Below are 13,205 nucleotides of genomic sequence, written 5' to 3'. Positions count from 1 at the left end.
TGGTGATTCCCACGCTCAGGTTGCGCGGCCTGCCCGGCCAGATCAAGAGGTCCGTCCAGGTCAGAGGTGTGATTCCCGCACTTCGCCCGAGGCGCCGCGCAACTGCCAGCCGTCCTCGTCGACGGTGACCGTCAGCACATCCGAACCGACCCGCACCCCACTGACCCGCAGTGGCAGATACCGGTCGGGCACCGCGGGCGCGACCGAGGTCGAGCCTGTGCCGGACGAACCACCGCTGCCCGGCTCCAAGCGCAACATACTGCGCAGGAACAGCAGCGGCGCGGCGGCCGCCCATGCCTGTGGCGAGCACGACGTCGGATACGGCACCGGTGCCGCGAACTCGGCGCGATCGAAGCCGCAGAACAGCTCGGGCAGCCGGTGACCGAACCGGTTCGACGCGTCCAGCATCCCATCGATCACCCTGGTCGCCTGCTCGGTGTACCCGTAGCGCATCAACCCGGCGGCGCATATCGCGTTGTCGTGCGGCCACACCGAACCGTTGTGATAGCTGACCGGGTTGTAGGCGCCCATGGTTGTCGCCAGCGTGCGGATGCCCCAGCCACTGAACATTTCCGGCGCGAGCAGACAATCGACGACCCGGGCCGCCTTGTCGTCGTCGATGATCCCGGTCCACAGGCAGTGCCCGATATTGGAGGTGAGCGCATCGATAGGACGCTTGTCCCGATCCAGCCCCACCGCATACCAGCCGAGCTCCGGCAGCCAGAACACCTTGTTGAAGGCGGCCTTCAGCTGCCCCGCCTTCGCGCGGAACCGGTCCGCGGTGGCGTGGTCACCCATCTCGAGCGCGATTGACGCCCGCGCCAGGTATGCCGCGTAGACATAACCCTGCACCTCGGCCAGTGCGATGGGCGCCTCCGGCAGGCTGCCGTCGCGGAAATTCACGCCGTCCCAGGAGTCCTTCCAGCCCTGGTTGGCCAGTCCGTGTTCGGCAGCGCGCTGATATTCGACGAACCCGTCGCCGTCGGCGTCGCCGTAGTGTTCGATCCAGTCCAGCGCTCGATCGGCGTGCGGCAACAGCTCATCGCGGGTCTTGGCATCGAGGCCCCAGCGTTGCAGCTCCCCGAGCAGCATCACGAACAGCGGAGTGGCGTCGGCGGTGCCGTAGTACACGGTGTCGCCGCCGAGCAGCCGGGTGGCCGCCCGCCCGAACCGCACCTCGTGTGGAATGCGGCCGGGCTGTTCCTCGGTGGCCGAACGAACCTCGTTGCCCTGCAAGCCCGCCAGGCTCTGCAACGTGCCGAGCGCGAGCCTGCGATCGAGCGGCAGCATCATCCACGAGGTGAGCAGTGAATCGCGGCCGAACAGGGCCATGAACCACGGCGCACCCGCGGCGATCACCGCCCGCTCCGGATGACCGGGGTCGAAGATGCGCAGCGCGCCGAGATCGACGAGGGCGCGCTGCAATACCGCGGCGAGAGTTTCGTCGTCGGTGTGCACGGTGGGTGAGTTCTTGTACCAGTCACGCATGCGCTGCGCGGGCTCGCTGCGCGAGACCGAACTGCCGCACAGGTGTCGCGGCGTTACGGGGACCGATCCGAGCGCGGGCTGGTACTGGATACAGGCCGTCCATACACCGCGCCCGGGAAGCGCTACCTCCCAATGCAATTCGCGGTCCTTCGCGGTGGCGCCCGCCGCGCTGACAGTGACCCCCACCTGGAGGTCGGCCCTGGTGATCTCGACAGCCCCGTCGACAGCCCTGCTACTGGTGACAACGCCGTCGCCGACCCTGCTCTCTTTCACTTCGAACAGGTCCGCGAAATCGGCGTCGACCTCGAGCACGACCGCAAAGCGGACGGGTTCGCCGGACAGGTTACGCACGGTCAGGTCCTCGCGCATGCCGTCGCCGACATAGCGACCGACGATCACCAGCGCCGTACTGTCGGCACGGCCGGGTCGTGGCACCGTCCTGGCGAGCATGGTCGCGCTATAGGGGTCGGCATGCTGGACGGTGAGCGGCTGCGGCAGCTGACCATCGACAGTGAGCCGCCATCGCGACAGCACCCTGGTGTCTCTGACGAATAGCCCCTCAGGGCGATGCGGGCTGATGCCGCCGCCGGTTTCGCTGATACAGAATGTCGAGCCCTCGACGAGGGTGACGCCCGCCTCGGCCGCTCGGGGCTCGCCCGAACCCGAATCTTCCCCCCACGGACTACTCACGACTACTCCTCGCTGACGCTCGGCTCCGTCGTGCGCGAGACGCACTGCGACATGGCTCGCTCGCTACGCTCGCTCACGACCGCACCATACCGATACTCGGCGCCATCGTGGTCGAAGACACGGAACACGGATGCGACGCGCCCGCTCAACCCACCGGTGTGGGTACAACGACGGTGAACATCCCGATGATCACCTGAGATGCCGATGGCGTTCGATCCACAACCGGGACAATGGCGCGGGGGCCGAGAGCAGTGCTGAAATCCAATTGCCCACCTCGAGTAGGAATTCGAGGCACCTTTACCCGAAATTGCGGAGCGCTGTCCCCAACACGTGGTCGACGAGTTACCTTGAGCGGGTGGTAAAACGGGGGAGCGCAGCCGCCGGGGAAGTGCGGGCTCCAGCGATACAGGGGAGGCGGCCGTGATCACGGTGTTCCTCGTCGACGATCACGAGATCGTCCGCCGCGGCCTCATCGACCTGTTGGACAGCGATCCCGAGCTCACCGTCATCGGCGAGGCGGGTGATGTCGCGCAGGCCATGACCGGCATCCACGCGCTGCGGCCGGACGTCGCGGTGCTCGACGTGCGATTGCCCGACGGCAACGGCATCGAGCTGTGCCGCGATCTGCTCGCCGATATCGAGGGTCTGCGCTGCCTCATCCTCACCTCCTACACCGACGACCACGCCATGCTCGACGCGATTCTGGCCGGCGCGAGCGGATACGTCGTCAAGAACATCAAAGGCATGGAATTGGCCGCGGCGATCAAGGAAATCGGCGCCGGTCGATCTTTGCTGGATAATCGCGCCGCGGCCGCACTCAAAGCGCGCCTGCACAACAGTACCGAGAACGACGGGCCGCTGGCCGGGCTCACCGAACAAGAACGCAGACTGCTCGCACTTCTCGGTGAGGGGCTGACCAATCGGCAAATCGCCGCGCGAATGTTCCTGGCGGAGAAGACCGTCAAGAATTACGTCTCCCGACTATTGGCCAAACTCGGCATGGAACGACGAACTCAGGCCGCGGTACTGGCCACAAAACTCCTGGAAGATTAGCCGCGCTGATCATCGGTCGGGACCACGATGGTGAGGTCACCGTCGTATCGGCGGTAGAGCAGTCGGCCGCGACCGGTTCCCTGGTCGGTGAAGAACAGGAACGGCAGGCCGCCGCCGCACAGCCTGGCTGCCGCCTCGTCCTCGCTCAGGATCGGCGTCGGCCCCGAATCCACAGTGAGCGGAAGGGAATTCACCGTCAACGGCGCTTCCTCCTGCGGCGCGGGAACCGACGGCGCCACGATCGCATGCTGTCGCGTCAGCCGCACGCCCAGTGACTCTTCCCAGTGCACGATCGCGTCCTCACCGGTGTCCGAGTCGGTGAACAGGTATGCGTCGTAGTCCATCGCGTCGAGTACCGCCGTCGCCTCGGTCGGTGTTCCGGTCAGCAGCGCGCAGAGCTTCCTGCGCGCAATCGGGCGCGTCTCGGTGACACGGGCGAGCGGTGGCCGCGCCGGATCCGGCCACGGGCGAGCCTGGCTCGTCGCGAGTCTGGCGATCTGCCGATCCAGCCGTTCAACGGCGAACGTGACGGCGAATCCGCGCGGACCGGTGACCTGCACACGCGTCGGAGTGTCGTGGAAACGGATATTCGCCTGCACCAGTGTCGGTTCGGTGGCGTCGGGCGGCACCGTCACCCGTACCCTCGCCGCCGAATCGACGTGATGGCGGCGCAACACCCGACCGATAGCCCGCACCGCGCGTGTCACGTCCGCGGCGGGCACCGCACCACATGTCGTCACCGCGAGCTCGGGGTCGGCCGCGGTCGCCCACAGCTCGGTCGAACGCAACAGCACTGACTTACTTACCGATACTTGCTTACCCATCAACACTGGCTTACCCACTGAGACCGGTTTACCCACCAACACCGACTTACCCGTCAACTCCGGTCGACCTACCGACACCGACTCCGGTCGACCAACCAACTCGGATTCGCCGACCAGCTGCGCCTCTCCGACGAACCCCTCTTCGCCCGTCAACCCCGCCTCGCCCACCAACTCCGACGCTCTCACCAGCTCCGACGAATTCATAGGAAACACCTACTTTCTATTCTCGGTGCGCCAACCTCATCACCACAACGTCACGGTGAACAGAGCCGAAAGTCCTCGATCGTCGAACTAGACTGGCGTAAGCGCGCTGGTGTGCGCCCGCCAGGACAGGAAGCCGATATGACCGAAAACAACGGCAGCGGCCTGTATTCGGCGCGCGACACGTTGTCGCAGCTTCGGCTGCGGGAGCTGCTGTCCGAGGTCAAGGAACGCGTCGAGTTGATCATCGACTCGCGCGACCGGATGGACGGCCTCGTAGAGGCGATGCTCGCTGTCACCTCGGGCCTCGACCTCGATGAAACCCTGCGCACCATCGTGCACACCGCAACCAGCCTGGTCGATGCCCGCTACGGTGCGCTCGCGGTGCGCGGCCACGATCAGCAGGTGACCCAATTCATCGATGAGGGCGTCGACGACGAAACCCGCGAACGAATCGGCAGGCTGCCCGCCGGGCACGGCGTACTCGGCGTCGTGTTCAACCAGCCCAAGCCGCTGCGGCTCGACGAGTTGTCGAATCATCATGCGTCGGTGGGGTTTCCGACGCATCATCCGCCGATGCACACCTTCCTCGGCGTTCCGGTGCGCATCCGGGACGAGATCTTCGGAAGCCTGTACCTGACCGAAAAGGCAGGCGGGCAACCGTTCACCGAGGACGACGATGCACTCGTCCAGGCGCTCGCGGCCGCGGCGGGTATCGCCGTGGACAACGCCAGGCTCTACGAATCCGCGCGCACCAGACAGGCCTGGATCGAGGCGACAAGGGACATCGCCACCGAATTCCTCGCCGGCACCGAACCGGATCTGGTGCTCGCCCATGTGGTCGACCACGCCCGCACCCTCACCGGCTCGCACCAGTCGTTCCTCGCGAGCGCCGCGACCGACGGCAGGCTCGGCGCGGTGACCGAGCTATTCGTCACGCAGTGGTCGGGACCCGGCGCCGGACACGAAGGGTGGATCGTGCAGACCGAGGGCACCGCGCTCGGCGAGGCCTTCACCCGGCGCACGCCACTGCGTTTCGACGATGCGGCCCAGGTGGATCTCGGCGCGCCGCTTCCTGACGTCGGCCCTGCGCTGATCCTGCCGTTGTGCACACCGGACGCCACCCTCGGCGCGTTGGTGGCGGTGCGCCCCGTCGGCTCCGCGCCCTATCCGGACGAATTGGTCGAGCTGACCGCCGCGTTCACCGATCAGGCGGCATTGGCCATGCAGCTCGCCGACACTCAGCGCCGGATGCGCGAGCTCGACATCCTCGCCGACCGCGACCGCATCGCGCGCGACCTACACGACCATGTGATCCAGCGCCTGTTCGCGATCGGGCTCAGCTTGCAGGCCGCGGTGCCACGGTCGGAGGTTCCCGGCGTGCGTGAACGCCTTGCGAACGTGATCAACGATCTGCAGGAGGTGGTGCAGGAGATCCGCACCTCGATCTTCGACCTGCACGGCGGCGGTCAGAGCACCGGGTTGCAGCAGCGGATCGAGGTGGCGATCAGGCAGCAGACCGCCGACAGCGAGCTGCGAGCGACCATTCGGGTCAATGGTCCGCTGTCGGTGCTCGAGGCCGAGCTCGCCGATCACGCCGAGGCGGTGGTCCGGGAAGCGGTGAGCAACGCCGTGCGCCATTCCGGCGGCGATCTGGTCGCGGTGGAAATCGGCGTTGCCGACGATCTGACCATCGTGGTTACCGACAATGGTTGGGGCATACCGAATCACGTAATCCGCAGCGGGTTACGCAATCTGGAACAGCGAGCCGAGAAGGCGGACGGGCAGTTCACCATCGGGCCCGACGTACGCCGTGACGACGAGACGGACGACGGGCTGCCCGGGACGCGGCTCAGCTGGTCGGTACCGCTGCCCTACGGGTAGGTCCCTGGCTCACACCGGCCCGAGCACCACCATCGAGTTGTTACCGCCCATCCCCAGCGAAAGCTTTACCGTGACACCGCCCTCGAACGGCGTCGGGCCGTCCAGCAGCCGCTCGTAGGCAGGCGCGACGATCGGTGCGGCGGGCACGATGCCCCGCTCGTACCCCAGCGCCGCCGCGGCGACCTCGACCCCGGCCGCGGCGCCCTGGCAATGGGCTGCGAGCGGCTTCACCGTGTAGACCTGTGGGCGGTCGTCGAACATCTGGCCGAGCAGGTCCCGTTCGGCCACGTCGCACTGTTTGGTGCCCGTGCCGTGCGCGTTGAAGTAGCGGACGTCCTCCGGGGCGACATCTGCGGCGGTCATTGCCTTGCGCGCGCAGTCGAAGATCTGATCGTGGCTCGGATCGACCGAAACCACGTGGTACGCGTCGTTGGTGATGCCGCCACCCAGCACCGCGACGTACGGCTCACGCACCGAACGGCTCAGTACGAACGCCACCGATGCCTCCCCCATGCCGAAGCCACGGCTGCCTGTCTGGAAGGGCCTGCAAGCCTCCATCGGTTCGGTATCGCCGACCGCCGCGCCGAGGCGGACGAAGTGCTCGAGCATGTCCGGCGTCGCGGACATATCGGTGGTGACGCAGATCACGTCGTCGGCGACGCCCGCATCCAGCCAGAGCTTCGCGGTGATCAGCGCGACATTCGCTGAACTGCACGCGGCGGAGATATTCATCGCGGGACCGTGGAAACCGAATTCCTGCTGCAATACCGAGATCGGGGTCGAGGGAAGTAGTCGCATGTAATCCCGGGAGCGGCGGTGGCCGTGATCGACGAGGTAGAAGTCACGCCAATTGGCGACGTCGCCGAGCACGATCGCGTGCAGCACGCCGACGGTCCGTCCCTGCCGCCAGCCGCGCGCGGTCGCGTCGGCGATCGCCTCGCGCGCCGACTCGTGCATCGCCCGCCCGAAGCGACTATCGCTCACCGCGGGGTCGCCGCCGTCCGGAATCAGCGACACCCACGCGTACTCATCACGGTTGACTCCGTAACCGGGCTGTAGGCTCGCCGCCGACTTGCCGCTGAGCAGCCCCCGCCACAGCGTCTCGCGGCCCCAGCCATACCCGGTGACCGCTCCGATGCCGGCGATCGTCATATGATCTTGATATAGCTCTTCGGTCCTCACAGGTGAGCCAGGCATAGCTTCGCTCCTTCGCCGGTCCTGCATGGCGACCAGCATGTCGGCTCGAGAAGTTCGCGGGAACCAGGCTTGTAATGATCGCCAGATAAGACTCGAAGAAGTGCCCGAACTGTGATCGAAGCAATAGCGTCGACGGTGTGATCTTGTACACCTCGAGACCAGAATAATCCCATGCTCCAATGACCATGCACGGGTCGACGATCGGGGGTTCGAGTTGGGCGAGGACCGAGTAGACGGCGCGGCAGACGCCGAGCAATTGGCGCAGCGCTACCAGTCCCTGGTCGAACACACCCCGGACGGCATCTGCGTGCACGCACGCGGAACCATCGTCTACGTCAACTCGGCCATGGTGCGAATGCTCGCGGCCGAGGGCGCCGACCAAGTGATCGGGCAGCCACTCACCCAATTCGTTCATCCGCATTCGGTGCTCGGCATGATCGAGCGCATCAGCACACTCACCTACTCCGGTGACGCCTCCGGCCGCGCCGAAATGACCCTGGTGCGTCTGGACGGCGGCACCGTCCCCGTCGAGACGGTGTCCGTGCTCACCGCCTGGCAAGACCATCTCGCCTATCAGGTCGTTGTGCACGATCTGACCGCACAGCGGGCCGCCGAGGACGCACAGCGGCGCGCGGAACAGTACTTCACCACCGTCGTCTCCCAACTGGAGGAGGGTGTGGTCGTCATCGACCGAAACGGCCGCGTCGAATCGGCCAACCCCGCCGCGAGACGCATCTTCGGCACCGACGAACGCTCCGCCGATCTCCTCGGCGCGACGATCGAGGAACTGCCGATGGTGCTGCTCGACGCCAACGCACAGCCGCTGCCCTCGACCCGGCATCCGATCGCGCGGACCCTCGCCACCGGCGAGACCATCACCGGCTATATCTTCGGCGTCGACCGACCCGACGGCCAGCGCCGCTGGTTATCCGGAAGCAGCCGCCTACTCAACCCGGGCGACCCGGACTCCCCCGCCGTGTCCTCCTTTGCCGATATCACCGAATTCCGTGCCAGCCGAAGGCAATTGGAATACCAGGCCACCCACGACTCGCTGACCGGGCTGGCCAACCGCTCACTGATCCTCTCCCAGCTCGCCGGCGCGCTCGCCACCAGCGAGACGCTGCCGGTGGCGACCGTGCTGTTCATCGACCTGGACGGATTCAAGGCGATCAACGACACCCTCGGCCACGCCATCGGCGACACCGTGTTGCAGATCGTCGCGCAGCGACTGCAACGCGCGCTGCGCGGCGACGACCTGGTCGGCAGACTCGGCGGCGACGAGTTCCTCGTGCTGCTGTCGGGCCCGGCCCGGCGGGTCGACCTCGACACCCTGGTCGCTCGGCTGCGCTCGTCGATGTCCGAACCGATCATCGCGCGCGGGCACCGCATCGAGGTGAACGCCTCGATCGGCGCCACCGAACTCACACCCGGCGACCACCGGACACCGGAGGTGGTCCTGCACGACGCGGACCTGGCGATGTACCGCGCCAAGCCCGCCGGTCACCGGGAAAGCGGCGCTCTCGGTCGCAGGCCGAACAACACCCATGCCTCCTGAAGGTCATCGATGATTCTCGAACACGCGCTACTTCCCGTCCGCCCCGAACAGGCCGAGGAATTCGAGGCCGCCTTCGCCGAGGCGAGGCCGATCATTGCGACGATGCCCGGGTTTCGATCGCTGTCGCTGTCGCGCTGCATCGAGACACCCGACACGTATCTACTGCTGGTGGCATGGGAGCGGCTGGCAGACCACGTCGAAGGATTTCGCGGCTCCGAGGGGTATCAGCGCTGGAAGCAGCTGTTGCACCACTTCTACGACCCATTCCCGATCGTGCGGCATTTCGTCGCGGTAGTCGACGACCCGACACCCGGTAGCCCACCTGCGGTTGCGGCGAGCACACCGAACCGGCAGTAGACTCGACAACTCTGTTTTCTACAGCGTTTCGCGTGCACTCGCCCTCTGCGAATGCACAGGCTCAGCGCGGTGACAAGGAGTCCAGTTTGTCCGACCGTCTACAGGCCGTTTCGAGCGACCTGCAAGCAGTCGCAAGCGGTGCCGTTTCGAGCGACCAGCAAGCACCCGCAAGCGGTGCCGTTCCGCGCGACCAGCAAGCACCCACAAGCGGTGCCGTTCCGCGCGACCAGCAAGCACCCACAAGCGGTGCCGTTCCGCGCGACCAGCAAGCACCCACAAGCGGTGCCGTTCCGCGCGACCAGCAAGCACCCACAAGCGGTCAGCATCGTGCCGCACCGGACGGCGCACCCGAGCGGCACCGCGAAATCGAGCAGGAGCAGGAATACCTGTCCGTGCTCTACCAGCGACTCGACGATATGCGCGACTACGCCAACAACCGGCTGCGCACTGTCCTTCTGGAAACCGGCGGTACTCCACAGGCGCGCAGCGAACGGGAATCGTTCAACGCGCTCTACACCGAGGACCTCGCCAAGTACGACGCCGCCGAACACGGGCTGTGTTTCGGCCGGATAGATCTCAATGACGGTGCCATTTCGAGCGACCTGCAAGCAGTCGCAAGCGATGCCGTTTCGAGCGACCTGCAAGCAGTCCCAAGCGGTGCTCAACCCACCGAGTACCGCTACATCGGCAGGCTCGGAATCCTCGACGAGAAGGACGACTACGAGACGCTGCTGCTCGACTGGCGTGCGCCGATGGCGCGGCCGTTCTATCTGTCGACCACCGCGACGCCCGACGGCGTGACCCGCCGCCGCCACATCCGCTCGCGCAATCGCACAGTCACCGCGATCAACGACGAATACCTCGATCTCGAAGCAGCACACCGAGCCGGTGTCACCGGCGCGGACGGCGGCGTCGGCAGCGAGAGCGCGCTGCTCGCGGCGCTCAACGCGGCGCGCACCGGCCACATGAACGACATCGTGGAGACCATCCAGCACGAACAGGATGCGATCATTCGCTCCGAGCACAAGAGCGTGCTCGTGGTGCAGGGCGGTCCCGGCACCGGCAAGACCGCCGTCGCGCTGCACCGCGCCGCCTTCTTGCTCTACACCTACCGCCAGCAACTGGCCAAGGCCGGTGTGCTGATCATCGGCCCGAACGCCACCTTCCTGGACTACATCGGCCAGGTGCTGCCCTCGCTCGGCGAGACCGGCGTGCTGCTGTCCACCATCGGCGATCTGTATCCCGGGGTGAAAGCCACCCGTGAGGACTCGCTGCGGGGCGGCGAGATCAAGGGCTCGCTCGATATCCTCGACGTACTCAAGCAGGCGGTGCGTGACCGGCAGGAAATCCCCTCCGAGCCGATTCGGCTGACCTTCGACGGTTACCCGGTCACCCTGGATCGCAAGATCACCACCCGCGCCCGCGGCCGCGCCCGTTCCTCGCGCCGCCCGCACAACCTGGCGCGGCCGATCTTCGTGAGCTCGGTCCTGGACGCGCTGACCGAGCAGCTGGCCCAGACCATGGGCGCCGACCTTTCCGGCGGCCAAAGCCTGCTCAGCCGAACCGATCTCGCGGAAATCCGCGACGAGATGCGCGCCGATGCCGCGATCGCGGCGGCCATCGGCGCCCTGTGGCCGATCCTGTCACCGCAGGACGTCCTCGCAGACCTGCTCGCCGACCCGAAGCGGCTCGACCGTGCGGCGAGCGGCCTCACCCCGGCCGACCGAGACGAACTGGTGCGGCCGGACAACGGCGAATACAGCGCGGCCGACGCACCGCTGCTCGACGAGCTCGCCGAGCTGCTCGGCGTCGACGATGCCGAGGAACGCGAACGCGCGCGGCGACGCTGGCGGACCCAGCTGGCCGAGGCGCAGGACGCGTTGGACATCCTGACCGGTTCGGCGCCACAGGATTTGGAGGATGACCTCGATCCCGAGATCCTGATGGCCTACGACCTGATCGATGCGAGCCAGCTTGCCGAACGCCAGAACGTGCGCGCCAGTCAGACCACCGCCGAACGCGCCGCGGGCGATCGCACCTGGACCTACGGCCACGTGATCGTGGACGAGGCGCAGGAGCTTTCGGAGATGGCCTGGCGAATGGTGATGCGCCGCATCCCGAATCGCTGGATCACCGTGGTCGGCGACGTGGCGCAGACCGGAGACCCGGCAGGCGCTTCGTCGTGGCAGACGATGCTGGAACCCTATGTGGCCAAACGCTGGAAGCTCACCGAGCTCACGGTGAACTACCGGACCCCCGCGGAGATCATGGACATCGCCGCCGACGTGCTGACCGTGATCGACCCGACCGCCGCGGCACCGCGATCGGTGCGAGATTCCGGGCAGCCGCCGCGGGCCTACGCGGTCAGCACGAGCCAATTGCGTAGCGAGGTGGCACGATTGGTGGCCACCGAGACCGGCCCGGGCACCACCGCGGTGATCGCGCCGCACGAACTGGTCCCGGAGTTCGCCGAGCTGGCAGGTGAATCGGTGCGGGTACTGACCGTGCACGACGTCAAGGGCCTGGAGTTCGACGCGGTGTATCTGGTCGAGCCCACGCAGATTCTCCGGGAGTCACCACGGGGGCTCAACGATCTCTACGTCGCGCTCACCCGCGCGACCCAGCGCCTCGGTGTCATCCACACCGAGGATCTTCCGCCGGTGTTGCACGCACTGGCGTAACCGGATACGAAAGAACCCCGTCGTTCCGGAAAGAGCTGGAACGACGGGGTCGACTTCTCGGCGCGGACTCGAGCGTCAGCGCCGGTATGAAACTACTCTCAGCGCACCGTGTGCACGATCAGCACGTCACAGCGCGACTTGCGGGCGACATCGGAGGGCACCGAGCCGAGCAGGCGGCCTGCCAGGGTATTCAGGCCCCGGTTGCCGACGACGAGCAGGTCGGCCTCGACCTCTTTGACGAGGGCGAGCAGCGAATCGACGGGCTCGCCGACGATGGAACGCTCGACAATGTCCTTCGCGCCGACGGCCGTTGCCTTGTCCCTGGCGATGCGCAGGATCTCGTTCGTCGGCGCGGAGCCTCGGACCTGGTAGGCCTCATCCTTGAGCACATCGGCCGCGGCCGCGACATCGCGATCGTCGGTCGGGTAGTACGCGCAGGCCACGACGAGCGTCGCTTCCGCGGCACCCGCCAGTGCGGCGGCCTTCTCGACGGCGACATACGACGAGTCCGAGCCATCGGTACCGACGACAATGGTCCGGTAGGCGGTCATCTCTCCTCCAACTATGCGGTGGTCAGGTGCCGACGTCCGGTGCCACCATGAGTCGGTGCACCGGCGCGGCGACTGGGGTCGACCCTAGCGGCAAAACCGCCGGAAATATCAGAAATCGCAACACATCACACTCGGGGTGTTCGCCCATTCGGAACACAGGTCACTCGGCGAATGCCCGATGGCCTTACCGACCAGGGCGGATTCAATTTCTCGGCCCGAGATCTGTGATCCTTCACAACCCCCGTGAACGTTCTTGTGCGCCTGGGAGATTCATCACATTCACTCATCTCAGATGAAAAAGCGGCCCGGTGATGGTCAATCCGAGTTCGTCGACATGCGCGAAGAAGGCGAACAACATCAGCGAAGCTCCGGCGAGCGCGAGATCTTTATTGAAGTGGATCATCTCGCCCTGCTTGGCCTGCGGATCGGTCTCGGACCAGAACCGATGCATCAGGAATGTGGTGGGCAGCAGCACGATCACCAGCAGCAGCGCGCCGAGATCGGCCCACACACCGAGCAGCACGCTCAACGCGCCCAGTGCCATCAACGAACCCGAGGCGAGCACGCCCGCCCTCGGGTTCGGCACACCGCGACTCTGCGCGTATCCCGCCATCGCGTCGGTCTGCGTGAAATGCCCGAGTGCCGAGCTCAGGAACAACACCACGAAAAGCACCCGCCCGATCAAAACTACGACGTCCATGTCCCGCTCCCTTATTCGAGTTGT

At 66.3% G+C, this 13,205-nt stretch carries 10 protein-coding genes; 5 read left to right on the top strand and 5 right to left on the bottom strand.

The window, feature by feature from the left end:
* Positions 1 to 60: 60 nt before the first annotated feature.
* A complete protein-coding gene (locus tag ACLMAJ_RS11580) occupies positions 61 to 2,178 on the bottom strand; it encodes an amylo-alpha-1,6-glucosidase (protein WP_412013590.1) in 2,118 nt (705 codons plus the stop codon).
* Positions 2,179 to 2,598: 420 nt separating this feature from the next.
* On the opposite strand from ACLMAJ_RS11580, the gene ACLMAJ_RS11575 reads away from it, so the two are divergent.
* Entirely contained in the window at positions 2,599 to 3,231 is a 633-nt protein-coding gene (locus tag ACLMAJ_RS11575) for a response regulator (RefSeq protein WP_412013589.1), read from the top strand.
* Here the strand turns inward: ACLMAJ_RS11575 and ACLMAJ_RS11570 are convergent.
* On the bottom strand, positions 3,228 to 4,259 hold the full coding sequence (locus tag ACLMAJ_RS11570; protein ID WP_412013588.1) for a sigma 54 modulation/S30EA ribosomal C-terminal domain-containing protein: 1,032 nt from the start codon (positions 4,257 to 4,259) through the stop codon (positions 3,228 to 3,230). The genes ACLMAJ_RS11575 and ACLMAJ_RS11570 overlap by 4 nt on opposite strands.
* A 138-nt stretch (positions 4,260 to 4,397) precedes the next feature.
* On the opposite strand from ACLMAJ_RS11570, the gene ACLMAJ_RS11565 reads away from it, so the two are divergent.
* Positions 4,398 to 6,140, top strand: coding sequence for a sensor histidine kinase (locus ACLMAJ_RS11565; RefSeq protein ID WP_412013587.1), 1,743 nt, complete (start codon positions 4,398 to 4,400; stop codon positions 6,138 to 6,140).
* Positions 6,141 to 6,149: 9 nt separating this feature from the next.
* Here the strand turns inward: ACLMAJ_RS11565 and ACLMAJ_RS11560 are convergent, their stop codons facing one another.
* Complete coding sequence (locus tag ACLMAJ_RS11560) at positions 6,150 to 7,292, bottom strand: beta-ketoacyl synthase N-terminal-like domain-containing protein (RefSeq protein WP_412013586.1); 1,143 nt, start codon at positions 7,290 to 7,292, stop codon at positions 6,150 to 6,152.
* 259 nt (positions 7,293 to 7,551) lie between these two features.
* Between ACLMAJ_RS11560 and ACLMAJ_RS11555 the strand changes: the two genes are divergently transcribed.
* The 3 genes from ACLMAJ_RS11555 to ACLMAJ_RS11545 all read left to right on the top strand — a co-directional run bounded on the left by ACLMAJ_RS11555 (position 7,552) and on the right by ACLMAJ_RS11545 (position 11,930).
* Positions 7,552 to 8,892 (top strand): diguanylate cyclase domain-containing protein, encoded by a 1,341-nt coding sequence (locus ACLMAJ_RS11555; RefSeq protein ID WP_412013584.1) that lies wholly within the window; start codon positions 7,552 to 7,554, stop codon positions 8,890 to 8,892.
* A 9-nt stretch (positions 8,893 to 8,901) separates the two neighbouring features.
* The gene (locus ACLMAJ_RS11550; RefSeq protein ID WP_412013582.1) at positions 8,902 to 9,249 is read left to right on the top strand and encodes an antibiotic biosynthesis monooxygenase family protein; all 348 of its coding nucleotides are present in this window, start codon (positions 8,902 to 8,904) and stop codon (positions 9,247 to 9,249) included.
* A gap of 365 nt (positions 9,250 to 9,614) precedes the next feature.
* Entirely contained in the window at positions 9,615 to 11,930 is a 2,316-nt protein-coding gene (locus tag ACLMAJ_RS11545; protein WP_412013684.1) for a HelD family protein, read from the top strand.
* 98 nt (positions 11,931 to 12,028) lie between these two features.
* On the opposite strand, the gene ACLMAJ_RS11540 is transcribed toward ACLMAJ_RS11545, so the two are convergent.
* Both ACLMAJ_RS11540 and ACLMAJ_RS11535 read right to left on the bottom strand, forming a co-directional pair.
* Entirely contained in the window at positions 12,029 to 12,481 is a 453-nt protein-coding gene (locus ACLMAJ_RS11540; protein ID WP_412013581.1) for a universal stress protein, read from the bottom strand.
* A gap of 283 nt (positions 12,482 to 12,764) precedes the next feature.
* Complete coding sequence (locus ACLMAJ_RS11535; protein WP_412013580.1) at positions 12,765 to 13,181, bottom strand: DoxX family protein; 417 nt, start codon at positions 13,179 to 13,181, stop codon at positions 12,765 to 12,767.
* Positions 13,182 to 13,205 lie beyond the last annotated feature (24 nt).

The organism is Nocardia arseniciresistens (assembly GCF_046764875.1).
GTDB lineage: Bacteria > Actinomycetota > Actinomycetes > Mycobacteriales > Mycobacteriaceae > Nocardia > Nocardia arseniciresistens.
Note: the sequence above shows the minus strand (reverse complement) of the source record. Positions and strands in the feature narration are given on the sequence as shown.

Coding starts and splice junctions, on each gene's coding strand:
- ACLMAJ_RS11570 (WP_412013588.1), bottom strand. CDS start 4,259: ATGAATTCGTCGGAGCTGGTGAGAGCGTCGGAGTTGGTGGGCGAGGCG.
- ACLMAJ_RS11565 (WP_412013587.1), top strand. CDS start 4,398: ATGACCGAAAACAACGGCAGCGGCCTGTATTCGGCGCGCGACACGTTG.
- ACLMAJ_RS11560 (WP_412013586.1), bottom strand. CDS start 7,292: ATGACGATCGCCGGCATCGGAGCGGTCACCGGGTATGGCTGGGGCCGC.
- ACLMAJ_RS11550 (WP_412013582.1), top strand. CDS start 8,902: ATGATTCTCGAACACGCGCTACTTCCCGTCCGCCCCGAACAGGCCGAG.
- ACLMAJ_RS11540 (WP_412013581.1), bottom strand. CDS start 12,481: ATGACCGCCTACCGGACCATTGTCGTCGGTACCGATGGCTCGGACTCG.
- ACLMAJ_RS11535 (WP_412013580.1), bottom strand. CDS start 13,181: ATGGACGTCGTAGTTTTGATCGGGCGGGTGCTTTTCGTGGTGTTGTTC.